This window comes from Kribbella koreensis, assembly GCF_039525325.1.
In the GTDB taxonomy this organism is placed as follows: domain Bacteria; phylum Actinomycetota; class Actinomycetes; order Propionibacteriales; family Kribbellaceae; genus Kribbella; species Kribbella koreensis.
The window spans coordinates 244,945-269,152 of the sequence record NZ_BAAAHK010000013.1 but is presented as its reverse complement, the minus strand read 5'-3'; the positions used below and the strand labels follow the sequence as shown (position 1 = coordinate 269,152).

At 68.9% G+C, this 24,208-nt stretch carries 22 protein-coding genes and 1 riboswitch; of the genes, 10 read left to right on the top strand and 12 right to left on the bottom strand.

Annotated features, from left to right (window positions below):
* Window positions 1-56 precede the first annotated feature (56 nt).
* The 3 genes from lysX (at window position 57) to ABD116_RS25470 (ending at window position 5,439) form a co-directional block, all read left to right on the top strand.
* Window positions 57-3,410, top strand: a complete 3,354-nt coding sequence (gene lysX / locus ABD116_RS25480; protein WP_343975177.1) for a bifunctional lysylphosphatidylglycerol synthetase/lysine--tRNA ligase LysX — start codon at window positions 57-59, stop codon at window positions 3,408-3,410.
* A 116-nt stretch (window positions 3,411-3,526) separates the two neighbouring features.
* Window positions 3,527-4,489 (top strand): hypothetical protein, encoded by a 963-nt coding sequence (locus ABD116_RS25475; protein WP_343975173.1) that lies wholly within the window; start codon window positions 3,527-3,529, stop codon window positions 4,487-4,489.
* Window positions 4,490-4,557: 68 nt separating this feature from the next.
* Complete coding sequence (locus tag ABD116_RS25470; protein ID WP_343975170.1) at window positions 4,558-5,439, top strand: alpha/beta fold hydrolase; 882 nt, start codon at window positions 4,558-4,560, stop codon at window positions 5,437-5,439.
* Here the strand turns inward: ABD116_RS25470 and ABD116_RS25465 are convergent.
* The gene (locus ABD116_RS25465) at window positions 5,410-6,252 is read right to left on the bottom strand and encodes a helix-turn-helix transcriptional regulator (RefSeq protein WP_343975167.1); all 843 of its coding nucleotides are present in this window, start codon (window positions 6,250-6,252) and stop codon (window positions 5,410-5,412) included. The genes ABD116_RS25470 and ABD116_RS25465 overlap by 30 nt on opposite strands.
* Before the next feature lie 103 nt (window positions 6,253-6,355).
* Between ABD116_RS25465 and ABD116_RS25460 the strand changes: the two genes are divergently transcribed.
* Together ABD116_RS25460 and ABD116_RS25455 are read left to right on the top strand one after the other, a co-directional pair.
* On the top strand, window positions 6,356-7,054 hold the full coding sequence (locus ABD116_RS25460) for an SDR family NAD(P)-dependent oxidoreductase (RefSeq protein WP_343975164.1): 699 nt from the start codon (window positions 6,356-6,358) through the stop codon (window positions 7,052-7,054).
* A gap of 30 nt (window positions 7,055-7,084) precedes the next feature.
* A complete protein-coding gene (locus tag ABD116_RS25455) occupies window positions 7,085-7,777 on the top strand; it encodes an alpha/beta fold hydrolase (RefSeq protein ID WP_343975161.1) in 693 nt (230 codons plus the stop codon).
* Here the strand turns inward: ABD116_RS25455 and ABD116_RS25450 are convergent.
* Both ABD116_RS25450 and ABD116_RS25445 read right to left on the bottom strand, forming a co-directional pair.
* Window positions 7,739-9,112, bottom strand: coding sequence for an L-serine ammonia-lyase (locus ABD116_RS25450; RefSeq protein WP_343975158.1), 1,374 nt, complete (start codon window positions 9,110-9,112; stop codon window positions 7,739-7,741). The two genes, ABD116_RS25455 and ABD116_RS25450, sit on opposite strands and share 39 nt — an antisense overlap.
* Before the next feature lie 77 nt (window positions 9,113-9,189).
* A riboswitch (glycine riboswitch) is annotated at window positions 9,190-9,282 on the bottom strand.
* 76 nt (window positions 9,283-9,358) lie between these two features.
* Window positions 9,359-9,691 carry a DUF3817 domain-containing protein gene (locus ABD116_RS25445; RefSeq protein ID WP_343975154.1) on the bottom strand — a complete coding sequence of 111 codons (333 nt, stop codon included), beginning with the start codon at window positions 9,689-9,691 and terminating at the stop codon, window positions 9,359-9,361.
* Window positions 9,692-9,789: 98 nt separating this feature from the next.
* Here ABD116_RS25445 and ABD116_RS25440 point away from each other — a divergent pair, with 98 nt between their 5' ends.
* On the top strand, window positions 9,790-11,253 hold the full coding sequence (locus tag ABD116_RS25440) for an alpha/beta hydrolase (RefSeq protein ID WP_343975152.1): 1,464 nt from the start codon (window positions 9,790-9,792) through the stop codon (window positions 11,251-11,253).
* A gap of 60 nt (window positions 11,254-11,313) precedes the next feature.
* On the opposite strand, the gene ABD116_RS25435 is transcribed toward ABD116_RS25440, so the two are convergent.
* The 5 genes from ABD116_RS25435 to ABD116_RS25415 form a co-directional block, all read right to left on the bottom strand.
* Window positions 11,314-11,550: a hypothetical protein gene (locus ABD116_RS25435; RefSeq protein ID WP_343975149.1), complete on the bottom strand. Its 237-nt coding sequence runs from the start codon at window positions 11,548-11,550 to the stop codon at window positions 11,314-11,316.
* A 178-nt stretch (window positions 11,551-11,728) separates the two neighbouring features.
* On the bottom strand, window positions 11,729-12,292 hold the full coding sequence (locus ABD116_RS25430; RefSeq protein WP_343975146.1) for a hypothetical protein: 564 nt from the start codon (window positions 12,290-12,292) through the stop codon (window positions 11,729-11,731).
* Window positions 12,293-12,317: 25 nt separating this feature from the next.
* Window positions 12,318-13,736 carry an aminopeptidase P family protein gene (locus ABD116_RS25425; RefSeq protein WP_343975143.1) on the bottom strand — a complete coding sequence of 473 codons (1,419 nt, stop codon included), beginning with the start codon at window positions 13,734-13,736 and terminating at the stop codon, window positions 12,318-12,320.
* Window positions 13,737-13,749: 13 nt separating this feature from the next.
* Window positions 13,750-14,520 (bottom strand): putative hydro-lyase, encoded by a 771-nt coding sequence (locus ABD116_RS25420; RefSeq protein ID WP_343975140.1) that lies wholly within the window; start codon window positions 14,518-14,520, stop codon window positions 13,750-13,752.
* Window positions 14,521-14,523: 3 nt separating this feature from the next.
* The gene (locus ABD116_RS25415) at window positions 14,524-15,252 is read right to left on the bottom strand and encodes a GntR family transcriptional regulator (RefSeq protein ID WP_343975137.1); all 729 of its coding nucleotides are present in this window, start codon (window positions 15,250-15,252) and stop codon (window positions 14,524-14,526) included.
* A 171-nt stretch (window positions 15,253-15,423) separates the two neighbouring features.
* Between ABD116_RS25415 and ABD116_RS25410 the strand changes: the two genes are divergently transcribed.
* Genes ABD116_RS25410 through ABD116_RS25395 form a run of 4 tightly spaced genes read left to right on the top strand, consistent with a single transcriptional unit; the run spans window position 15,424 to window position 18,968 of the window.
* Window positions 15,424-16,737 (top strand): NRAMP family divalent metal transporter, encoded by a 1,314-nt coding sequence (locus ABD116_RS25410; protein WP_343975134.1) that lies wholly within the window; start codon window positions 15,424-15,426, stop codon window positions 16,735-16,737.
* A 10-nt stretch (window positions 16,738-16,747) separates the two neighbouring features.
* A complete protein-coding gene (locus tag ABD116_RS25405; RefSeq protein WP_343975131.1) occupies window positions 16,748-17,500 on the top strand; it encodes a LamB/YcsF family protein in 753 nt (250 codons plus the stop codon).
* A complete protein-coding gene (locus tag ABD116_RS25400; protein ID WP_343975128.1) occupies window positions 17,500-18,105 on the top strand; it encodes a 5-oxoprolinase subunit B family protein in 606 nt (201 codons plus the stop codon). Before ABD116_RS25405 ends, ABD116_RS25400 begins: the two co-directional genes overlap by 1 nt.
* Window positions 18,105-18,968, top strand: coding sequence for a 5-oxoprolinase subunit C family protein (locus ABD116_RS25395; protein ID WP_343975125.1), 864 nt, complete (start codon window positions 18,105-18,107; stop codon window positions 18,966-18,968). Before ABD116_RS25400 ends, ABD116_RS25395 begins: the two co-directional genes overlap by 1 nt.
* On the opposite strand, the gene ABD116_RS25390 is transcribed toward ABD116_RS25395, so the two are convergent.
* The 4 genes from ABD116_RS25390 to ABD116_RS25375 are packed head-to-tail and all read right to left on the bottom strand — an operon-like array spanning window position 18,965 to window position 24,196.
* Entirely contained in the window at window positions 18,965-19,966 is a 1,002-nt protein-coding gene (locus tag ABD116_RS25390; protein ID WP_343975122.1) for a proline racemase family protein, read from the bottom strand. The genes ABD116_RS25395 and ABD116_RS25390 overlap by 4 nt on opposite strands.
* A complete protein-coding gene (locus tag ABD116_RS25385) occupies window positions 19,963-20,865 on the bottom strand; it encodes a dihydrodipicolinate synthase family protein (protein ID WP_343975119.1) in 903 nt (300 codons plus the stop codon). Before ABD116_RS25385 ends, ABD116_RS25390 begins: the two co-directional genes overlap by 4 nt.
* On the bottom strand, window positions 20,862-23,042 hold the full coding sequence (locus tag ABD116_RS25380; protein ID WP_343975116.1) for a 2Fe-2S iron-sulfur cluster-binding protein: 2,181 nt from the start codon (window positions 23,040-23,042) through the stop codon (window positions 20,862-20,864). Before ABD116_RS25380 ends, ABD116_RS25385 begins: the two co-directional genes overlap by 4 nt.
* Window positions 23,039-24,196 (bottom strand): NAD(P)/FAD-dependent oxidoreductase, encoded by a 1,158-nt coding sequence (locus ABD116_RS25375; protein WP_343975113.1) that lies wholly within the window; start codon window positions 24,194-24,196, stop codon window positions 23,039-23,041. The genes ABD116_RS25380 and ABD116_RS25375 overlap by 4 nt, the downstream gene beginning before the upstream one ends.
* Between the last annotated feature and the right edge of the window lie 12 nt (window positions 24,197-24,208).

Genomic DNA, 24,208 nt, shown 5'->3' with positions numbered 1-24,208 from the left:
ACCGAAGAGTTGCATATGAGACCAAAGTCAACACCTGAGGATGGGATGATCGCTGGGTGTCGTCGGAACAGGTCATCCCGCAGTGGCAACAGCGCGCGGCCGTCTGGGTCGGGCGGGTCGTCATATTCGCGTCGATCTGGTCGTTCCTCGCCATCCCGTTGCACCTGTTCGCACCGGCCTATGTGAAGCGCGTCGACCAGGCCTTCGACTTCTTCGGTATCCCCGCCGGGCACACGTTCTTCTCGGCCGTCTACCTGGCCGTCGTCGGCAGCGCGCTGCTGCGCGGCAAGCGGGCCGCACTGCTCTGGGTCCTGTGGGTCTTCGAGGCGCTCTGGCTGCTGACCTCGATGGCCGCGGTCGGACTGGCCAGCGTCCGGCTGGCCAATCCGCGCGACCAGGACCTGATCCAGGAGTTCGGCGAGGCCAAGCCACAGGATCTCGAGTTGGCCATCGCCCGGGTGATCGTGGTGGCCGCGCTGGTCCTGCTGCTGTGGAAGATCCGCGCCTCGTTCCCGGCCCGGCTGGCACCCGGTACTCGCAGGCTCGCGGTCGGCGCCCTGATCGGCGGCCTGCTGATCTCGATCACGGTCAGCATCATGCTGACCCAGGCCTTCCCCCGGACGCTGACCGGCCAGAAGGAGAAGATCGGCTGGGCGGTGATCGCCGCCCTCGGTCAGAGCCGCAGCAAGATGGGCGAGGGACACGAGGGCCACGGCTGGGTCGGGCTGACCGTCGGCGCCATCTCGGCGGCCTCGCTGGTGGTCGCCTTCGCGATCTTCCTCCGCTCGGTCCGCCGGGTCCGGTACCTCAGCCAGGCCGAGGAGCTCCAGGTCCGCCGGCTGCTGCTCGAGTACGGCGAACGCGACTCGCTCGGCTACTTCGCCACCCGGCGCGACAAGGCCGTCGTCTTCGCGCCCGACAACCAGGCGGCGATCGCCTACCGGGTCGTCAACGGCGTCAGTCTCGCCAGCGGCGACCCGATCGGCGATCCGGCGGCCTGGCCCGGCGCGATCCAGCGCTGGCTGGCCGAGGCGCAGAACTACGGCTGGTCCCCTGCTGTGCTGTCGGCGAGCGAAGAGGCCGCGCACGCGTACGTCGACGCCGGTCTGCGCGCGCTCGCGATGGGCGACGAGGCGATCATCGACGTCGCCGACTTCACCCTCGAGGGCCGGACCATGCGACCGGTGCGGCAAGCCGTCACCAGGGCCCAGCGAGCCGGGTACCACGCCGAAGTCGTCCGGCATGGCGACCTCTCGCCCGAGGCGCTCTCGGAGTACGTGAAGCTCGCCGAGAAGTGGCGGGGCGCGCAGACCGAGCGGGGCTTCTCGATGGCGCTCGGCCGGCTCGGCGACCCCGCCGACGCACGGTGCGTGATGGTCATCGCGCGCGACTCCGACGGCGCGGTACGGGGTCTGCTCTCGTTCGCTCCCTGGGGTGTGCGCGGCGTCTCGCTGGACCTGATGCGGCGCGATCCCGAGTCCGTGAACGGCCTGATGGAGTTCATGGTCAACGCGCTGGTCGAGGCCTGCGGCGATCTCGGCGTACACCACATCTCGCTGAACTTCGCGATGTTCCGGGAGATCTTCAGCGACGCCGAGCGGGTCGGCGCCGGGCCGGTGCTGCGACTCACCAACGCGCTGCTGACCGCCGCGTCGAGGTTCTGGCAGCTGGAGAGCCTGTACCAGTCCAACGAGAAGTACTTGCCGCGCTGGTCCCCGCGGTTGATCTGCTACTCCCGCGGCGCGTCGCTGGCCCAAGTACTGCTGGCCGCCGGTACCGCGGAAGGCTTCCTCCCGGCGCCTCGGCCATGGACCCGCGTCGACAGCGCGGAGACCGCCGAGCGGCACGCGATCATGGCTGCCGACGGCGGACAGTTCGCTGCGGCCGTACGGGAGCAGGAGCAGGAGCTGCTCAGGCCGGTGCTGCCGGATCGCAGGCTGACCGAGCAGGAACAGATCCGGCGCTGCAAACTCGCCGAACTCGTTGCCAAGGGCATCGATCCGTATCCGGTCACGGTACCGCGAACCGAAACCCTGGAACGGATCCGCGCGCTCCACCAGAACCTGCCACCCGATCACCACACCGGCCACGAGGTCTCCGTCACCGGCCGGGTGATGCGGATGCGCAACCATGGCGCGCTCTCCTTCGCCTTGCTGCAGGACGGTCTGTCCAGCCTGCAGGTGATGCTGTCGGCCGGCGCGACCGGTGAGGAATCCGTCGACAACTGGCGGCGCCTGGTCGACATCGGCGACCACGTCAGCGTCACCGGCGAGGTCGTCACCAGCCGCCGGGGCGAGCTGTCGGTCGCCGCTACCGAGTGGGTGATGGCAGCCAAGTGCCTGCATCCCCTGCCGGACAAGCGAAAGGGCTTCACCGACCCGGAGGCGCGGGTCCGGCAACGGCACCTCGACCTGGTGATGAACCCCGAGTCGCTGCAGATGATGCAGCATCGCAGTACCGCCGTCCGGGCGTTGCGGAACGGGTTCGAGTCGCGTGGCTTCATCGAGGTCGAGACGCCGATGCTGCAGGCGGTGCACGGCGGGGCCAACGCGCGGCCGTTCGTCACCCACATCAACGCCTACGACACCGACCTGTTCCTGCGGATCGCGCCGGAGCTGTTCCTCAAGCGGCTCAGCGTCGGCGGGATGGGCAAGGTCTTCGAGCTGAATCGCAACTTCCGCAACGAGGGCGCGGACGCCACCCACAACCCGGAGTTCACCTCGGTCGAGGCGTACCAGCCGTACGCCGACTACAACGTGATGCGCGAGCTCACCCGCGAGCTGCTGATCGAGGCCGCGACGGCGGTCCACGGCAAGCCGATCGTGAAGCGCCCCGACGGCGAGCTCGACATCTCGGGCGACTGGCCGGTGATCACCGTGCACGACGCGGTCGGTCGCGCTACCGGCGTACCGATCGACTCCGGTACCTCGATCGAGCGTTTGCGTGAACTGTGCGCGGAGCACGGCGTGCATGCCGGCTTCGACCTGACAGCGGGCGAACTCGTGCTCGAGCTGTACGACGAACTGGTCGAGCCGACGACCACCCTGCCGACCTTCTACACCGACTTCCCGCTCGAGACGTCGCCGCTGACCCGCACCCATCGCAACGACCCGCGGCTGGCCGAGCGCTGGGACCTGGTCGCCTTCGGCGCGGAGATCGGTACGGCGTACTCCGAGCTCGTCGACCCCGTCGAGCAACGGCGACGGCTCACCGAGCAGTCGCTGAAGGCTGCGTCGGGCGACCCCGAGGCGATGTCGCTGGACGAGGACTTCCTCAGCGCGCTCGAGTACGCGATGCCGCCGACCGGTGGGCTCGGCATCGGCGTCGACCGGGTGATGATGATGCTGACCGGCCAGAACATCCGGGCCACCCTCGCCTTCCCGTTCGTCCGGCCGGCGCCCCGAATCTGATCGGAACCGCCCGGACCTCTGCTGCGTCTGACAGGTTCTGGCCTCGGGGTCGCGGGGAATCCCTTTGCCACTTAGGGTTTGCTGACAAGGGGAACATCGAGGACCTGGGGGCATTCATGCGCAGAACTCTGTCCATTTCCGTCGGCATCGCCATGCTGGCGCTGGTGGCGGGCTGTGGCGATTCCGACGACGACAAGACATTGTCGAGCGTCGAACCGACGACCAGTACGTCGTCGACCGACCCGACGACCGCGCCGACCTCGGCGCCCACTTCGGCACCGACGCCGACAGTGCCGCCGAAGCCCGCGGGGCCGTTGACGCAAGCGCAGTACCAGGGCGTGCTGCTCGAGCTCGACAAGCGGCTGGACAGCGAGATCGGCGCGCTGGGACGGGTCAAGACCGAAGACAGCCTGGACACCGCGCTGGACAACCTGACCCAGGCGCTGAACGCCGAGTCGCTCAAGCTGGGATCGATCAAGCCACCGGCCCGGGCGATCCCCGCGAACCGGGTCCTTCAACTGCGCTTGAGGAATGCGGCCACCGCGATGAGCAACGGTGACACCAGCGACATCGGCTGCGGCGGGCTCGCGTACGTCTCGCAGGCACTCCAGCGCCAGCTCACCGCGACGCTGAACCCGGCGGTGGTCCAGCTGCGGACCATCGGGCTGATCGTCGGCCGGACGCTGCCGGACCTCGGCCCCGAGCCGACCGACAACCGCCCGTCGAACGGTGACGTCATCGTGCGTACCGGCAACGGCGGGTCCGGCGCGCTGCGGGTCAAGAACGGCTCGTCCAGCGACGTGGCCGTCTCGATCGTCCCCACCGGCAAGGCCCCGGGCAAGCCGCACATCATGATGTACGTCCAGGCCAAGAAGACCGCCACGGTCCGCCGGATCGGCGGCGGCTACCAGCTGTACATCAAGAGCGGCAAGGACTGGAACCCGAAGCGGCGCCAGTTCAGCTCGGACTGCTCGTTCAAGAAGTTCGACCAGCCGTTCGGCAAGAACCAGGGCTGGGAGGTCCAGCTCCAGGCCTCGGTCCTCGGAAATGCCTCGTCGAGCGAGGTCGATCCGTACTGATCTTCTCAGGTATGTGACATCGGCCATGTCACGATGACAGGAGGCCACCCCGGGGTGACCATGAGTTCATGAGCGCTACTGCGACCGTGACCGTGGCCGGTGTCCCCGGGGTGGAGATCGCGTACGACCGCAAGGGCGCGGGTCCGCCGCTGGTACTCCTGCACGGCATCGGTCACCACCGGCAGGCATGGGACCCGGTGATCGAGCAGCTGGCCGAGTCGCGCGACGTGATCTCGCTCGACTTCCCCGGTTTCGGCGAGTCTCCCGACGTACCGGCCGGCATCCCCGACGAGGTCGACTCCTTCGCCCACGCCGTCGAAGCCTTCTGTACTGCGCTCGATCTCGGCAAACCCGACGTCGCCGGCAACTCGATGGGCGGCCTGGTCGCCCTGCGCCTCGGCCAACTCGGCTCGGTCCGCTCGGTCACCGCACTGTCCCCGGCCGGCTTCTGGTCTCCTCGCGAACGTTCCTGGGCCCTCAATGTCCTGGCCAACATGCGCCGGGTGGCTCAACGCACCCCCGACTCAACCATCCGCCGGATGGCCCGCACCGCCGCCGGCCGCCGCGTGATGACCGGCATGATCTACAACCACCCCGCCCAGCGCGCCCCCGAGGCAGTGGTCGCCGAAACCTTCGCCCTCCGCACCGCCACCGCCTTCGACCGGGTGGCCCGCCTGGGCAAATCCGGAGTCACCTTCGACGGCGACGTACCGGACCTCCCCGTCACCATCGCCTGGGGCACCCACGACCGAATCCTCCTCCCCCGCCAGGCGGCCCGGGCCCACCTCCAGATCCCCGAGGCCCGGATCATCCCGCTCTACAGCTGCGGCCACGTCCCCATGAACGACGCCCCCGACCTAGTAGCCCGAACCATCCTCAACACCTCGGCGTCAGCCTCAACGTCGGCCTCGGCCTCGGCATCAGCTGAGGGCTTGCAGGCCGAGGACTGAGAGCAGGCGGAGTTTTTCGGCGGCTTCTGTGTCGGGGGCGGCCGTGTAGATGACCAGGCGGAGGTCACTGCCAGGGGCGGTGAGGACGTCGCAGTCGAGGAGCATCTCGCCGAGTTCCGGGTGGTTGATGGTTTTGACGTTGGACTCATGAAAGCCGACGACGTGGTCGTCCCATAGCGCCGCGAAACGGGGGCTACCGGTGCGCAGTTCCTTGATGAGGTCGCGGAGGTCGGCGTCGTTGGGGTAGCGGGCGGTGGCGGCGCGGAGGTCGGTGACCATGGCCCGGGTGAAGGCGGCCGCCTGCTCCGGGGTTTGCGCCACGCGGTCGAAGCCCGCGATTCCGGGCCGCATGAAGTGCCGCCAGATGATGTTGCGCTCGCGGCCCCGGAAGACGGACGGGTCGCCGATCAGCGCCGACCAGAGCGGGTTCCAGCTGATCATCGTCCAGGAGGCGGCGCACACGCAGATGGGCGCACCCTCGAGCTGGCCGATCAGCCGTTGCACCCCGGGCGGGATGTACGTCGAGATCGCCCCGGGCCGCGGTGGCGTCTGACCGGCCAGCACGAACAGGTGGTCCCGCTCGGAATCAGTCAACCGCAGCGCCCGGGCCAACGCGGTCAGTACCTGGGCCGACGGCGCGGACGACCGCCCCTGCTCGAGCCGGAGGATGTAGTCGACCGACAGCCCGGCCAGTAGCGCCAGCTCCTCACGCCGGAGCCCCGGCGCCCGCCGCCGCCCGCCCGCGGGCAGGCCCGCCTCGGCGGGAGTCACCCGATCCCGCCACGCGTGGAGCGTCTTGCCTAGTTCAGCCACCCGTCCAGTATCTCCCGCAACCCGCGCTTCAGCCTGGGTACTGCCAATCCCCAGGACAAAGCGTGCACTACCTGCACCGTCGCGAAGCGACGAGATTGGAGCCATGACAACAACACTCATCACCGGGGCCAACAAGAGCCTCGGCTACGAAACAGCCCGTCAACTCGTTGCCCTCGGCCACACCGTGTACGTCGGTGCGCGCGACCCCGAGCGTGGACGCAAGGCGGCCGACGAGCTCGGTGCCCGCTTCGTCCAGCTGGAGGTGACCGACGACGAGTCGGTCCAGAACGCCGTCAAGCAGGTGCAGGAAGAGGCCGGCCACCTCGACGTACTCGTCAACAACGCCGGCATCCCCGGCCCCTTCAAGCCCGCCGACCAGCTCACCGCCGACGACTTCCAGACCGTCTACAACGTCAACGTCTTCGGCGCCTTCCGCGTCCTGAACGCCTTCCTGCCGTTGCTCAAGGCAAGCGACAACCCCGTAGTCGTCAACGTCAGCAGCGGCCTGGGCTCCATCGGTATGGCCACCGACCCCACGGTCCGCGAGGCCGCCTGGATCCCCGCCCCGATCTACAGCTCCTCCAAGGCCGCCCTCAACATGCTCACCGCCCAGTACGCCCACCTCAACCCCGAAATGCGCATCAACGCCGTGGACCCCGGCTACACCGCCACCGACTTCAACGGCCACCGAGGCCACCAGTCCATCCCCGAAGGCGCCGCCAGCATCGTCCGCCTGGCCACCATCGACAAAACCGGCCCCACAGCCACCTACCAACGCAACACAGGCCTCGTCCCCTGGTGACAGCGGCCCGGGTCTGAGAGCCTGGCCCGCATGTCATCTCTCGTGTTGCTGCATGGACTAGGAGCTACCGGCCGGGTTTGGGACGGGTGGCCGCAGCCGCGGATCGCGCCGGACCTGCCCGGGCACGGGAGTGCACCTACGCTCCCGCGGTACACCTTCGAGTCGATGGCGGGCGCGGTTGCGGAGGCGCTGCCGGTGCGGGAGGGGTTGGTGGTCGTCGGGCATTCGCTCGGTGGGGTGATTGGGCTGGAGTTGGCCAGTGGGCGGTACGGCGTGCAGGTGGATCGGGTGGTGGCGTTGGGGGTGAAGGTGAGCTGGTCGGCGGATGATCTGGGGCGGGCGGGGGCGCTGGCGCAGAAACCGATCGGGTGGTTCGAGAGTCGGGACGAGGCGGCTGCCCGGTTTCTCAAGGTGTCTGGGTTACAAGGGCTGGTCGAGCCGGACAGCGGCGCGGTTGAGCATGGGATCAAGCAGGTCGATGGGCGGTGGCGGCTGGCGATGGATCCGGGGACCTGGGCGGTGGGTGCGCCGGGTATGGAGAAGCTGATCGCGGCTAGTCAGGCGGAGGTCGTGCTGGCGCGCGGTGAGCTTGATCCGATGAACACGGATGCCGAGCTGACCGCGCTGGGCGGGCACGTCGTCACGCTGGCCGGGTTGGGGCACAACGCGCACGTGGAGGATCCGTCAGCACTCGATCACGTTCACGGCCAGGCCGCCACGTGAGGTCTCCTTGTACTTGATCTTCATGTCGGCGCCGGTCTCGCGCATCGTCTTGATCACCTTGTCGAGCGAGACGACATGGACGCCGTCGCCGTGCATCGCCATCCGGGCGGCGTTGATCGCCTTCATCGACGCCATCGCGTTGCGCTCGATACAGGGGATCTGAACCAGCCCGCCGACCGGGTCGCAGGTCAGGCCGAGGTTGTGCTCCATCGCGATCTCGGCCGCGTTCTCGACCTGCTCCGGAGTACCACCCAGTACTTCGCACAGCCCGGCGGCCGCCATCGAGCAGGCCGAGCCGACCTCGCCCTGACATCCGACCTCGGCGCCGGAGATCGACGCGTTCTCCTTGTACAGAACGCCGATCGCCGCGGCCGCCAGCAGGAACCGGACCACGCCGTCCTCCGATGCCCCCGGCACGAAGCGACGGTAGTAGTGCAGCACGGCCGGAATGATCCCCGCGGCACCGTTCGTCGGCGCCGTGACGATCCGGCCGCCGGACGCGTTCTGCTCGTTCACCGCGAGCGCGAACAGGTTGACCCAGTCCATCACCTTCAGCGGATCGACCGACCACTTGTCGCCGCTGAGCTTCTTGTGCAGCGCGGCCGCCCGGCGCGGGACCTTGAGACCGCCCGGCAGCGTGCCCTCGGTCTCACAGCCCTCGTCGACGCAGTCCTGCATCACCTGCCAGATGTGCAGCAGGCCCTCGCGGATCTCGGGCTCGGTCCGCCAGGCCAGCTCGTTGGCGAGCATCACCTCGCTGATCGGCAGGCCCGACTCCTGGCAGCGGACGAGCAGCTCGTTGCCGGACAGGAACGGGTACTTGAGCGGAGTACGGTCCGCGACGATCCGGTCACCGGCCGCCGCGTTCTCGTCGACGACGAAACCGCCGCCGACCGAGTAGTACGTCCGCTCCCGCAGACAGGTGCCGTCAGCGGCCCGGGCCACGAAGGTCATCCCGTTCGGGTGGTACGGCAGCGCCTTGCGCCGGTGCATGATCAGCTGGTTGTTCTCGTCGAAGACGATCTCCCGCTGACCGGCGAGCCGGAGCCGGCCGGCCGCGCGGATCGCGGCGACCCGGCTCTCCACCGAGCGGGTGTCGACCGTCTCCGGGTCCTCACCCTCCAGCCCGAGGATGACCGCCTTGTTGCTGCCGTGCCCGTGGCCGGTGGCGCCGAGGGAGCCGAAGAGTTGCGACTCGACGGCCGTTGTACGGTCGAGTAACCCGTCCGCGGCCAGGCCGAGCGCGAAGGTGCGGGCGGCTCGCATCGGTCCCACGGTGTGGGAGCTCGACGGGCCGATCCCGATACTGAACAGGTCGAACACGCTGATCGCCATGCTGGAGGCCTCCTGGTCGCCATTGACCGATTGGTATGCCTCCCCGCTCTGTCAGGCAGTGTGCCTTCCAGAGGTGCCTCGCCCGCACGGTGAAGGTGCCTGAGAGATTCTTGGGGAGAGTTGCTCCTACGGCGCCCGGGTCAGGCCCGGGTCTCTCCCGCACGGGTTCATGCGGCTGCTGATTTCACTACTCGCCGCGACGGTACGGCGGACCGGCCGCGCGCGTCAATCCGGCAGCGGGTGAACTCAGGACAACCGGTTGGTGCGCTGCGCCCAGAGCTCGAAGAACCAGGTGAACAGTGGCGGGATGCTGGCGGCCAGAGCGGCCAGCGTGACCGGGACCGTCCAGCGCAGCTGCTTGCGGACCGCGAGCACCGTGATCACGTAGGCGATGAAGATCGTGCCGTGCACCGGCCCGAAGATCTTCACGCCGATCTCGTTGTCGGACAGCACGTACTTGAACAGCATCCCGATCAGCAGCCCGGTCCAGGAGATCGCCTCGGCGATCGCCACGGCACGGAACACCGTCGCGTGCTTCGATCCGGCCGGAGTCTCAACAGCGGTCGTCGTCTCAGTCATCAGATCAGTGACCCTAACAAGTCCCCCAAGGCGAGCCGGGGGTTCGGGCCGGGTCTGTCCCCGATGCGCACGGGAAGGCGTTTGCCCAGGATCGGGGGATGAAGCTCATCACGTGGGGTGCGATCGCCGGCGTCGTCATCGCCGGCCTGGTCGCGCCACCGGCAACCGCCGTACAACCGAAGTCCTTGCAGTGGACCGACTGCGAGGTCAAACCCAAAGAGGATCCCAAGCTCGTCGCCGGCTCCGAATGCGCGACCCTCCAGGTCCCGGTGGACTGGAACCACCCGGACGGACCCACCTTCGGCCTGGCGATAGCCCGCCGTACTGCGAAAGACCCGTCAACCCGCATCGGCACCCTGGTGTTCGGCCCGGGCGGCCCCGGCGACTCCGGGGTCGACCGGATCCGGACCGGTATGACCCGCTTCAGCGACGCCCTGGAGGACAGGTTCGACATCGTCAGCTTCGACCCCCGTGGGATCGCCCGCAGCAACCCGGTCGTCTGCTCGGCCGCGTTGCTCGCCAAGCAGCCCTCGCCGCAGATCAGCAGCCGCGCGCAGTTCGACCAGACCATCCGCTACAACCGCGAACTGGACCAGGACTGCCGCACCCACACCGGGCCGGTCTACGACCACATCGACACCCTGCAGACGGTTCGCGATGTCGACGCGATCCGCGCGGCGCTGGGTGAGACCAAGATCAGTTTCCACGGCAGCTCGTACGGGACCATGCTCGGTGAGCTGTACGCCGAGAGGTACCCGCACCGGCTGCGCGCGCTCGTCCTGGAGAGCGTCTTCGACCACGGCGACTCGACAACCGGTGAGTTCCTCGACGCGCAGGCCGCGACGGCGCAGGACTCGTTCACCGAGTTCGTGAACTGGTGCGAAGAGGCGACCGCCTGCTCGCTACACGGGCGCGACATCCACGCGCTGTGGGCGGAACTGCTCGCCCGGGCCGGTCGTGGCGAGCTGCCGGATCCACGGCAGGCGAGCGTGAAGGCGACGCCGTTCACGCTGACCTTCGGGGTGTTCCGGATGCTCTACGAGCCGCAGTGGGCCGCGCTGGCCGACCTGTTGAAGCGGCTGGAGACGAGCGCCCCACCGACGGGCGAACCCCCGGTACCGACCGGGCTGGCCCCGAACACGCTCGCACCGTTCTGCCGGGACCTCAGCCTGCCGGTCCGCACGTATGGTGAGTTCTCAGCGCACGTACGACGGCTCGCGCGGAACAACCAGGACCTGAAGATCCCGCCGACGCTGCTCGCGGTGACCAACTGCCTCGGGCTGCCGAAGGCCGTGAATCCCCAACAGGACTTGAAGATTCGCGGCCTCAAGACCCCCGCGCTACTCGCGAACGCGCTTCACGATCCGGCCACCGGCTACAGCTGGGCGACCAGTGTCGCGCGCCAGCTCGGCGAGCAGGGGGTGCTGCTCACGTACGAGGGCTGGGGACACGGCAGCTATACCAAGAGTCCTTGCGTAGGGCAAGCAATCGACAGCTACCTGATCTCACTGACCGTTCCGCGACGCGGCACGACCTGTCCGGCGGTACCGCCGGCGTCCTGATGACGATGGGGCTCCTCGCCGGGCATGGCGAGGAGCCCCATCATTGTTCCCAACCGGCTGTCAGACGGAGACGAGGTGCGCTTCCTGGACACGGGTGAGCGATCCGCTGCGGAGCACCTCGCTGGACAGCTCGAGGAGCCGGGCGCACGCGCGCTCGAGAGCCTCGGCCTGGGACCTGCAGCGGTCGACGAACCAGTACGGATCGTCGGGCTGCGGATCATCGGTGTCGTCGATGTCGGCGAACCAGTGCTGGTCGCCGGCGCAGGTGCAGTGCACCACCCGCACTCGCAGGTTCATCACGAAAATCCCCCCGTGCCGTAAATCCCTGGGATCCCCCCCGGGTTCCCAGCCGGGGCCAGCTCGGCCGGTGCGCAGCCGCGGCCCCCCACTACCGCGCACCGGGCCGAGATTGACCCTCCCCCGCTCCTTACATCGTGCTGGACGGCCCGGTGTTACTACTTGTGACCGAATTATTTTAAGTGATTGCTTGACTACGCTCAGTCGTTGCCGCGACCACGTTCTGCGAGAACACCAGCAGCACGAACCAGAGCACCGCCACGAACGCCAGCCCGGCCGACAACAGGCCCAGCAGGCCCACGACGTCTCCCATCCGATCGCCGCCCGAGACGACGAGCTGCCGCGGCCCGATCAGCAGACTCATCACGATCGAGACCGCCTCGGTACCCCGCAACCAGCGGGCCCGCTGCTCCAGTGAGCGGTCGCCGGCCCGGTCGGCCAGCCGCATCAGTCCGGTGCAGGTCAGGACGATCACCATCCCGCCGATGACGATCAGCGACGCCAGCCGGAGCTCGCCACCGACGATCGCGCGACCACCCAGCAGCGGGAGCAGCTCAGGCAGAGACGCCAGAGCGCCGACGAAGGCGAAGCCGGCGGCCAGGCGGAAGGCGTTGTCGAGTTTCCGGAGGCGGCACAGCCCGAAGTACAGCATCAGCCAGCCGGCCAGATCGACCACGACATCGAAGTTGTCGTAGCGGAAGTCCAGGAGGACGACGATCATGCCCCAGCCGATCAGCTTCATGCTCTGACGGTACGCACCGGGTAGGTCACCGTGGGAGATGACTGCGGGTCCACGCCTCCAGTCCGTCGGTGGTGATCGGGAGGGCTTCGGTGAGGATCTCGAGGCGGTCGGAGTGGACGACCACGTTGTCCTCGATCCGGATGCCGATGCCGCGGAGTTCGGGTGGGATGGTTTCGTCGTTGGGGTGGAAGTACAGGCCTGGTTCGACGGCCAGGGCCATGCCGACGTCGAGGTCGGCGGCGAAGTAGGTCTCGGGGCGGGCCGCGTCGCAGTCGTGGACGTCGAGGCCGATGTAGTGGCCGAGCCCGCAGACGACGTACCGGCGGTGCTGTTGCCCGTCCGGGCCGAGCGCCTCGTCGAGCGAGACGTCGAGGACGCCCCAGTCCTGCAGGCCCTCGATCAGCACCCGCATCGCCTCGTACTGGAAGGCCCGGTACGGCGCACCCGGGCGAACCTCTGCCAGCGCGGCGACCTGAGCCTTGTGCACCAGGTCGTGCACCTGCCGCTGAGCCGGCGTGTACTCACCAGTCACCGGGAAGGTCCGCGTCACGTCAGCGGTGTAGAGCGTCCGCGTCTCCACCCCGGCGTCGAGCAGGATGACGTCACCCTCGCGGACGGCACCGTCGTTGCGGACCCAGTGCAGCACCGGACCGTGGTTGCCAGCAGCAACGATTGAGGCGTAGCCCGGCCCGTTACCCGCAGTACGCGCGCGCCGGTCGAAGGTGCCTTCGAGCCACCGCTCGCCGCCGCCACGCACAGCCTCGGGCAACTCACTCGCCACATCGCCGAACGCCTGCACACTCGCTGCAACCGCCTCGCGCAGCTGGTCGAGCTCCCAGTCGTCCTTGATCCGCCGCAGCTCGGCCAGCACCTGCCGAAGCTCCTGCGCGCCGCTACCTCCGACGAACGCGTCCAGCAACGGCTCCACGCCGTACGTCGTGAGCATCGCCGGTACTGCGCCGCGCACGGCCGAAGGCAGCTCCTCAATGGGCCGGCACGGCAGCTGCAACGCGTCGGACCAGTCCTTCAACCCTGGTACCGGCCCGATCCACAGCTCGCCGTCGCGCGCGTTGGCGAAGAAGTCCGCCTCGCCCGGCCCAGCCGTCTCGCGCAGATAAAGGGTCGCGTCGCCATCACCGGAGATGACCAGGACCGAGCCTTCGGCCTGACAACCCGTCAGCCAGACGAAGTCGCTGTCCGCCCGGAACCGGTAGTCGGTGTCGTTCGACCGCACCGGCGCGCGCCCGGCCGCAACCGCGATCCGGCGCCCCGGCAGCGCGGCACTCAGCTTCCGCCGGTGCTCAGCGGCCGCATCAGCCAGCCCCTCCGGCAACACCACCGACCGGTCGACCGGCCCCCAGTCCCGCGCGATCGACGCCCGGAACCCGGCCGCGTCGATCGGCCGGTAGGACTTCCGCTGCTCTTCGGTCCGGTCTTCACTCATCTACTGCTCCCCCTCAGGGCTCGCGATAAACGGCATCCGGCACGTCGGTCACGAACATGTGCCCAGGGGCGTGGGTGATCGCAAACGGGGGCCTGACTTCCATCAACGCAGCTTGGGGTGTCACTCCGCAAGCCCAATACACCGGAACATCGCCAGGCTCCGCATCTACCGGGTCCCCGAAGTCGGGTCGCGCGTTGTCCACGATCCCCAGCGCCTCGGGCGAACCCACGTGAACAGGAGCTCCGTGCACCCTCGGCATCCGCGCTGTCACCTGCACCGCGGTCGCCACCAACGCGGCCGGGATGGGCCGCATGGACACCACCAGCGGGCCGCTCAACCGCCCGGCCGGACGGCACTCGCGATCGGTTCGGTACATCGACACGTTCTTGCCCTGCTCGAGATTGCGGACCGGGACCCCAGCGTCGAGCAGCGCGCGTTCGAAGCTGAAGCTGCAGCCGATCAGGAAGCTCACCAGGTCGTCCCGCCACAGGTCCACGACATCGGCCGGCTCGTCCACCAGCTCCCCGTCCCGCCAGACCCGGTACTTCGGAAGGTCGGTGCGCAGGTCCGCACCCGGCGCCAAGACCGTGCTCGTCGAGCCAGCATCGGTGACGTCGAGCAGCGGCACCGGTTTCGGGTTGCGCTGGCCGAACAGCAGCATGTCGTACGCCCAGTCGCGCGGCAGCACGACGAGGTTCGCCTGCGTGAAGCCGGGCGCGTGGCCGGAGGTCGGAGCGATCAGCCCAGCCCGGTACTGCGCTCGCGCGGCGGCCGGGGTCAGCATGCGTCACCTCGCTTTGAAGGCGTCCAGCAGTCCTTGCTCGGAGTCGCGGAGATAGGTGTCGAGCGCTTCGGCGGCCTCGTCGTACTTGTGCTCGGAGAGCAGCTCGAACAGGCCACGGTTGCGCGCGATGTACGGCTCGTGCAGCTCCTGCGGCGTCGCGATGACATGGAAGAGCAGGCGGAGCTCGGCCAGCAGGCGACCGGTGATGTCATCGAGGCGACTGCTGTCGGCCAGGCCGATGAGGTGCCGGTGGAACTGCATGTTCGCAGTACCGACTGCTGCCCAGCGGTCCGTGAGCGCGGCGGCCTCGGCCGTCTCGACCTCGGCCAGCAACGGCTCGAGCCGCTCGTCGGGAAGCTCCGGCACGCGATCCGCCAGGCCACGGACGACGTCGACCTCGAGGACGCGGCGGAGGCGGTACAGATCGACCACGTCCTGCTCGTCCAGCTCCGGCACGAAGACGCCGCGGTGCAGCTTGTAGACCAGCAGCCCTTCGTGGGTGAGCAGCCGGAACGCCTCGCGCAGGGTGTTGCGGCTGACGTCGAGGACCTCGGTGAGCTCGATCTCGGACAGCTGCGCGCCGGGCCGCAGCGCACCCTCGGTGATGCTGCGGCGGAGGATGTCCGCCGCGCGCTCGGCGGAGCTGCTGCGATCCTGCCGGGCCACGTCCGCGGCGACACCCCGGAGCCAGGCCTGCCGGCCCTCGTCGTCGCCGCGCTGACTGATGGACATCTCTGCATCATCGCTCACTCCCCGGTGCGGTGGGAAATTTCGATTCAACAAGAGTCTTGCAGGATTGTTGAACAATCTCTACTCTCAAAGTCACTCAAGGCGTTCAACCACCTACCGACCGTCTGCAGGAGAACCGACCGAAAGCTTTCTGAAGATCCAGGAGCCACCGCCATGCCGAAACCCCCGACCAAGCCCCTCTCCAAGCCGGCCCGCCGCCAGCCGACCCGCAGTACCGGCCACTCGTCCGGCCGGCAGCTGCCACCGGCCGCAGGCAAGAAGACGCCCGACACCGCGATGAAGGCGAGCACCAAGTCGACGCTGATCGGCGCGATGTTCCTGATGGCCACCTCGGCCATCGGCCCCGGGTTCATCACCCAGACGACGACCTTCACGGTCTCCCTCGGCGCCGCCTTCGCGTTCGCGATCGCCGTCTCGATCCTGGTCGACATCGCGCTGCAGCTGAACGTGTGGCGGGTGATCGGCGTCTCCGGCCGGCGGGCCCAGGAGCTCGGCAACCTGGTCGTGCCCGGCCTCGGCTACGTGATGGCGGCGCTGCTGTTCATCGGCGGCCTGGTCTTCAACATCGGCAACGTCTCCGGCACCGGGCTCGGGCTGGACGCGATGCTCGGGCTGGATCCCAAGCTCGGCGGCGCGCTCTCCGCATTGATTGCCATCGGCATCTTCTTGTCCAAGCGGGCCGGCGTCGCCATGGACCGGGTCGTGCTGGTGCTCGGCGGCCTGATGATCCTGCTCACCACGTACATCGCGATCACGTCCGGCCCACCGGTCGGTACGGCGCTGAAGAACGTCGTCCTGCCCGACCAGATCCAGTTCCTGTCCATCACCACCCTGATCGGCGGCACGATCGGCGGCTACATCGTGTACGCCGGTGCGCACCGCCTGCTCGACTCGGGCGTCTCCGGCCCGCAGCACATCCGCGACATCAGCCGCGGGTCGATCACCGGCATCCTGATCACCGGCGTGATGCGGATCGTGCTGTTCCTGGCGGTGCTCGGTGTCGTCGCGGGCGGCACGGCGCTGGACCCGAAGAACCCGGCCGCCTCGGCCTTCCAGCACGCGGCCGGCGAGTTCGGGCTGAGGGCCTTCGGGGTGGTGCTCTGGGCGGCCGCGATCACCAGCGTCATCGGCGCGTCGTACACGACCGTCACCTTCGTGACGTCGCGGACCAAGACGACGGACAAGACCCGGACCATCCTGGTGGTCGCGTTCATCGCGGTCAGCACGGTGATCTACCTGTCCGTCGGCACGGCGCCGACGCAGTTGCTGGTCTTCGCGGGCGCCTTCAACGGGTTGCTGCTGCCGGTCGGCATCGGTGTGCTTCTCTGGGTGGCATGGCAGCGCAAGGATCTGCTGCGCGGGTACCGGTACCCCAAGTGGTTGCTGTCGCTCGGCGGCGCGGCCTGGCTGCTGACGATCTACCTGGCCGTCCGGTCGGTCAAGCCTGTGTTCGAGTTGTTCGGTTAGGAGCGGTGTGATGGACCTCAATGCCGATCTGGGTGAGGGCTTCGGCTCGTGGACGATGGGTGACGACTTCGCGCTGCTGGAGGTCATCACGAGTGCGAACATCGCCTGTGGTTTTCATGCCGGCGACCCCTCGATCATGCGCCGGGTGACCGCGCACGCGGTCGAGCGTGGAGTCGCGATCGGCGCGCACGTCGGGTACGACGACAAGCCCGGCTTCGGCCGCCGCTTCCTCGACGTCGAACCCGCGGTACTGCGTGACGAGGTCGTCTACCAGATCGGCGCGCTGGACGCGTTCGCCCGGATCGCGGGCGATCGCGTCCGGTACGTGAAACCGCACGGCGCGCTCTACAACACGATCGGCACGCACGAGGAGCAGGCGGCGGCCGTGGTCGGCGCGATCGTCGACTACGACCCGTCGCTGCCGGTTCTCGGGCTGCCCGGATCCGCCTGGCTCCGGCTGGCCGCCGAGGCCGGACTGCCGATCGTCCACGAGGCCTTCGCCGACCGCGCCTACACGTCGGAAGGGACCCTGGTGTCCAGGCGCGAGGCCGGTTCGGTCCTTCACGACGGCGCCGAGATCGCCGCCCGCTGTACCGCGATGGCGACCGGCGGGGCGATCGAGGACAGCTCCGGCGGCTTGCTCCAGCTGACGCCGGGCTCGATCTGCGTGCACGGCGACACCCCGGGCGCGGTCGACATCGCGCAACAGGTCCGGAAAGCACTGGAGGGAGCGGGCGTCACGGTGAGCCCGTTCGGCCACTGATGCGCATTCTGCCCGCCGGCGACCACGCCCTACTGGTGGAGCTCGAGAACCTCGACGAGGTCCTCGGGTACTACGCCGCGCTGGCCGGCTCGCCACCCGCCGGGGTCGTCGACATCGTCCCGGCCGCCCGCACCGTCCTGGTCAGCACCGACGGCACCGACCTGACCGCGCTGACCAGGGCCCTGCGTGCCGTGCGGCCGATCGGCGGCGGGTCGTTCGGCGGTGAGCCGCTGGAGATCCCGGTCGTCTACGACGGCGAGGATCTCGACGACCTGGCCGGCTATCTCGGCTGCTCGGCCGAGGACGTCGTCAAACGCCACACGGCCGAGGACTGGACGGTCGCCTTCTGCGGCTTCTCGCCAGGCTTCGGCTACCTCACCGGCACCGGCTCCTGGGACGTCCCGCGCCGCGAGTCCCCCCGGACCAAGGTCCCCACCGGGGCAGTCGCCCTGGCCGGTGAGTTCAGCGGTGTCTATCCGCGCGAATCCCCTGGCGGCTGGCAACTGATCGGCCACACCACCTTGAGGATCTTCGACCAGGGCCGCGAACCGGCAGCGTTGTTCCAGCCCGGGCGCCGGGTTCGCTTCGTGCAGGCGGACGACTGATGAGTCGCGCGACGGGCGAAGGTCCGGCGGCGACGGCGGCCGCCCTGACCGTTCTGGAGCCGGGGCCGTTGGCAACGATCCAGGATCGCGGGCGGGCGGGGCAGGCCGCGCTGGGGGTGCCGCGGTCCGGGGCGTGCGATCGGCGGTCGTACGAGCTGGCGAACCGCTTGGTCGGCAACGCGCCGGGGGCCGCCGCGATCGAGGTGACCTTCGGCGGGCTTGCGCTGCGGGCCGAGGCCGAGGTGGTGGTCGCCGTGACGGGTGCGCCTTGCCCCGATGCGCCGCTCAACGCGCCGAGCACGCTCCGCGCCGGTGATGTGTTGCGACTGGGAGCTCCACGCAGTGGCCTGCGGACGTATGTGGCAGTCCGGGGTGGCATCGGGGTCGAGCCGGTGCTCGGGTCGCGGGCGACAGATCTGTTGTCCGGGCTCGGACCGGCTCCCCTGACTGCCGGTGATGTACTGCCCGTCGGCTGCGAGCACGGCCCGATGCCCGGAGTCGACCTTGCAGCGGTCGCGGATCCGGTCGCGGGCGACCTCGTAGTACGGGTGATTCCGGGGCCGCGGCAGGACTGGTTCGCTCCCGGCGCCTTGCTCGGGCGACGCTACGCGGTCAGCAGCAACAGCAACCGCATCGGCGTACGCCTCGAAGGCACCCCGCTCGAGCGAATCCGTGAGGGTGAGCTGCCGAGCGAGGGGATGACGCTGGGGGCGCTGCAGATGCCGCCGTCGGGTCTGCCCGTGCTGTTCCTCGCCGATCACCCGGTGACCGGCGGCTACCCGGTCATCGCCTACGTGGCCAGAGCAGATCTGGACGCCTGCGCCCAGCTCCGCCCTGGTCAGTCCCTCCGCTTCACCAGCTAGAGGACGAACCCCGTAGGAAATGGATCGGTGGGATCCAGCAAGTACTGCCCCATTCCAGTGATCCACGCCCGTCCAGTGACAGTCGGTACGACGGCAGGCCGGTCGCCCACCGTCGTCTCCTCCAGCAGCCGGCCGGTGAAGCGCGTACCGATGAACGACTCGTTGACGTAGTCCCGGCCCAGCGCCAACTCGCCGCGAGCATGCAACTGCGCCATCCGGGCACACGTACCGGTCCCGCAAGGCGACCGATCGAACCACCCCGGGTGGATCGCCATCGCGTTGCGCGAGTCAGCACCATCGGTACCAGGCGCGGTGAACTGCACATGCTTGCACTCGTTGATCGACGGATCCAGCGGATGCACCGGCCGGTCGGTCGCGTTGATCGCGTCCATGATGTCCAGCCCCGCCTGCAGGATCCGGTCCTTCTCCGACCGGTCGAACGGGATGCCGAGTTGCTCCAGCGGCAGGATCGCGTAGAAGTTCCCGCCGTACGCGAGGTCGTACGTCACCTCACCGAGGCCATCCACCTTCACCGTCGCATCAAGCGCATGCGAGTACGCCGGTACGTTCTGAATCGTCACGTGCTCGGCCCGACCGTTGCGCACGGCAACATCCGCCACCACGAGCCCGGCCGGCGTATCCAGCCGCACCTGCGTCAGCGGCTCGGTCACCGTCACCATGCCCGACTCGACCAGCACCGTCGCGACGCCGATGGTCCCGTGCCCGCACATCGGCAGGCAGCCGGACACCTCGATGTAGAGGACACCCCAGTCCGCGTCCGGCCGGGTCGGCGGTTGCAGGATCGCGCCGCTCATCGCCGAATGCCCCCGCGGCTCGTTCATCAGGAACAGCCGCAGGTCGTCGTCGTGCGCCAGGAAGTACTCGCGCCGCTCGGCCATCGTCGTACCGGGGATGACGCCGACGCCACCGGTGATCACCCGGGTCGGCATCCCCTCGGTGTGCGAGTCGATCGCGCTCAGGGTCCGGATCGACCTCATACCAGCGACTCCACGGCCTTCTTCATGTCCTGCTCCAACTGCGCGAGATGCTCCGGTACAAGCGGTCCGCGCGGCGGCCGGCAGGGACCGCCGTACCGGCCGACGTAGTCCATCCCGTACTTGATCGCCTGCACGAACTCGACCCGCGAGTCCCACCGGAAGGCCGCGACCAGCGGTTCGTACAGCTCACGTGCCTGCTTGAGGTCGCCGGCCAGCGCAAGGTCGTACAACCGGACCGACTCCGCCGGAAACACATTCGGGAAACCGGCGAACCACCCGGTCGCCCCCATCAGCAGCGCTTCCAACGTGAGGTCATCCGCCCCGGCCACAACCGTCAAGCTCGGTGCCACCTCGCGGATCTCCAGAATCCTTCGCACATCGCCCGTGAACTCCTTCACCGCAACGATGTTCTCGATCTGCGCCAGCTCAGCCAGCAGGTCCGGCGTCAGATCCACCTTCGTGTCATGCGGGTTGTTGTAAACCATCACCGGCAGCCCAGCCTTGGCGACCTCGGTGTAGTGATGAATCACCTCGCCCCGGTTGGCCCGATACATGGTCGGCGGCAGACACAACACCCCGTCCGCCCCATCCTCTGCGGCCTTCTCAGCCCAACTCCGCGCCTGATGCGCCCCCGCCCCATGCACGCCGACGACAACGATCCCGTCGTCCCCCACGGCCTCGATCGCCGTCCGCGCCACCTGCCGCCGCTCGTCATCCGTCAACGACGAGTACTCCCCCAACGACCCGTTGGGCCCGACTCCCCGGCATCCGTTCTCCACCAACCACCGGCAATGCTCCGCATACCTCTCATAGTCCGGCCGCAACCCCGCCGGCGCCGACGCGTCCTCCGCATACGGCAATGCGGTAGCAACAATCACACCATCAAGCTTCTCGCTCACAAATCCTCCAGTACGTCCGCAGCAGCCAAATCCCTCATCCGCACAGGCACCCCAATCGGCCGCCCGTACCCGTTCTCCACTCCACAGAGCGCGCTCACATTCCGCCCGCAAACCCGCCCCTGGCACATCCCCAACCCAGCCCGAGAGCTGAGCTTCAAAGTCCGCTCCCCCACCACGTCCCGCTCCCCGACAGCTTCTTCGAGCTCGCCCCGCGACACCTCTTCACACCGACAGACCAACGTCGCGGCGGCACTCCACTCCAACCACCCGCCCCGCACCGGATAAGCAGCAGCCAACGCCGCCGCCAACCGTTTGCCCCGAGCGACTCGGCGTCGCCCCGTTGTTGCTCGACCGGGGAGGGAAATAGCTCCATTCGGGGGTAAACCACTCCCCGGTACTGGCGAAATTCCTCCCCGGTCGGAGGCACCGGCCGCGGCCAGGCCAGCCAGGTAGCCCCCGGCCGCGGGCAGGCCGGCCAGGTAGCCCCCGGCGGCGGCGAGGCCGGCCAGGTGGCCTTCGGCTGCGGCGAGGTTCGCGCCGCCGATTCCGGTCAGTTCGCCTGCGGCGTAGATGCCGGGGGTGGTGGTCTGTTGGTCCTCGTCCACCAGTACCGCGGGCCCGCCGTCTGGGCCAGTGCCCAGGGTGCAGCGGGCGGATACCGCGAGCTCGAGGTTTGGGGTGAAACCGAAGCCTAGGCAGACCGCGTCGACTTCGACGCGCTCTTCTGTGCCCGGGATCGGGGTCCAGTCGGCGCCCAGGCGGGCTGTGGTTACGGCCTCGACGCGGTCGGTGCCGTGGGCGGCTACGACGGTGCGGCCGTGATGGAAGGGGATTCGGTGGCGGGCCAATAGGGTCGCGTAGCCGAGGCCTTCGGTGAGTTTGGTGGAGGCGGCCAACGGGTCGGTCAGCCAGCCACGCAGGACTGTGGAGGGCTTGTTGGCTTCCAGGAGGCCGACGACCTCGGCGCCGACGCCGAGCAGGGACTCGGCGACCGGCAGTAGGAAGGGCCCGGTACCGGCTACTAGTACTCGGCTGCCGACCGCGATGCGTTGCCCCTTGGCGAGAGCCTGCGCTGCGCCGGCGCTGTAGACGCCCGGCAGATCCCACCCAGGGAACGGCAGCACCCGGTCATACGCACCCGTCGCCAACACCAACGCCGAAGTCCCGACCGCCCACACCCGCCGTCCAGCCGAGTCAGCCGCACCGGTTTGCAGCCAGACCCGCGTCCACTGCCCAGCCGCGACGCCAGTGGCCCCGACCGCCGAGACACCAGCGGCCGAAGCACCAGCGGCCGAGGCACCGGCGGCCGAAGTACCGGCTGAGGAGGTGGCGGCGGAGGAGGTGGCGGCGGCGGAGGTGGCGGCGGCCGAGCTGGTAGCGGCGGTACCCGCCGGGGCGGCGGTGGTAGCCGCCGGGGCGGTGGCGGGGCGTTCGAGGGACCAGACGGAGGTTTCTGTCAGGTGGGTGATTCTCGGGTCGTTGGCGATGCGGTCGCGTAGTCGGGTGAAGGACGACCAGCCGTGTTGCAGTCTCTCCGGGCGGCGGGCTCGGAACTCGTCGGGTAGCTGGCGGTTGAACTGGCCGCCGACGCTCGGCGCGGCATCGATCAGTAGCACCGAGGCGCCGGCGTCGGCCGCGGCCACGGCAGCGCTCATCCCAGCCGGCCCAGCCCCAACCACCACAACAGGCACCGCCTGTACTCCGTTGCCCAGGGCACTTTGTGCTCCGTCTGAGCGTTTGCCCTGCTCCGAAACACTCACACCGAGCACAAAGTGACCATCGACCGGACCCGAGGGTGAGGGTGAGGGCGGAGGAGAGAGCGGAGGCGGAGGTGTCGGCGGGGGGTCGGGGTGGGGTGCGGGCGCTGGTAGCGCTGCGCCGGGTTGAGTGGTGATTGCGTCGTCCGGGCGGACTACGCGTTGGCAGGCTCGGACGTCGGGTAGGCCGTTGACGACTACCAGGCAGTCGAAGCAGGAGCCGATTCCGCAGAAGACGCCTCGGGGATTGTCGCCGGCTCGGGTGGTGCGCCAGGAGTCGCGGCCGGTGGCCATCAGGGCGGCGGCGACGGTTTGGCCTGGTAGGGCTTCGAGGGGCTGGCCGTCGAGGGTGATGGAGAAGGGCTCGCCGGGGCGGGGCTCGGCGGGGTCGCCTTCAGTCGAGCGCAGGTGCGGGCTCATGAGACACCCAGCAAGGCTGGGCGATCGACGCGGAAGGGCAGCGGGTCGACGTGGGGTGCGAGGCCTAGGAACAGTTCGGTGAGCAGGCGACCGGTTGAGGCGGCCAGGCCGATGCCGGCGCCCTCGTGGCCGGTGGCGTGCCAGAGGCCGTCGACACGCGGATCGGCTCCGATCACCGGGAGATGGTCCGGCGCATAGGGCCGGAAGCCGCCGTACGCCCGCATCACCGGCACCTCACCAAGGAACGGAAACAACCCAACCGCCTTCCGCGCCAGCTCCCGCAGTACCCGGACCCGCACCGAGTCGTCGAACCCGATCCGCTCCCGGCTCGACCCGATCAACACCGTCCCGGCCCGAGTCGACTCCACCACCGTCGACGTCTGCAGGTCCGCATCCCCGCTACCAACAGCCCCGACGTAGTCGGCGTCATAAACCTTGTGCCGTACGCATTCCGGCAGCGGCGCGGTCACCAGGATCATCCCCCGCCGAGGCAAGATCTCCACCGGCCCGCCCGCCAACACACTGAACGCCCCAGCCCAAGGCCCGCACGCATTCACCACGGCCCGACACGCAAAGTCCCCCGCGGACGTCGACACCCCAGACACCCGCCCGCCGGCGGAGCGGAGTACCGACTGAACCGTCACGCCACCAAGAACAACCCCACCACGAGCCCGTACTGCGGCCAGCAACGCCGTCGCCGCAAGCACCGGCTGCAGCTGAGCGTCATCCGGGTAATGCACCGCAACGGTGACGGAAGGAGTCAGCAACGGCTCCAACTCAAAAGCCTCTGCCGGCTTGAGCACCCGCGCATCAACCCCAGCAGCCCGTTGCGCAGCAGCGAAATCCTCCAACGGCCCCGGCTCGCCCGTCGCAACGACCAGCCCGCCCTTCGGCTCCCACTCGACATCCGCGACCTGCCGAGGCAGGCGATCCAATACCGCGAGCCACTCGGCACGAGACGCGATCGCCAGGTCGAGCTCAGCCCCCGGCCCCTTGTCGGAGACCAGGATGTTGCCCTCGCCCGCAGCCGTCGTACCGGACGCAGGCGCCCCGCGGTCCAGCACGAGCACCCGGACCCCGGCAGCCGACAGGGCCTCGGCGCAAGCGGCACCCACGATGCCCGCCCCGACCACCACGACGTCGACCTCAGCCATCAGCACCTCTCG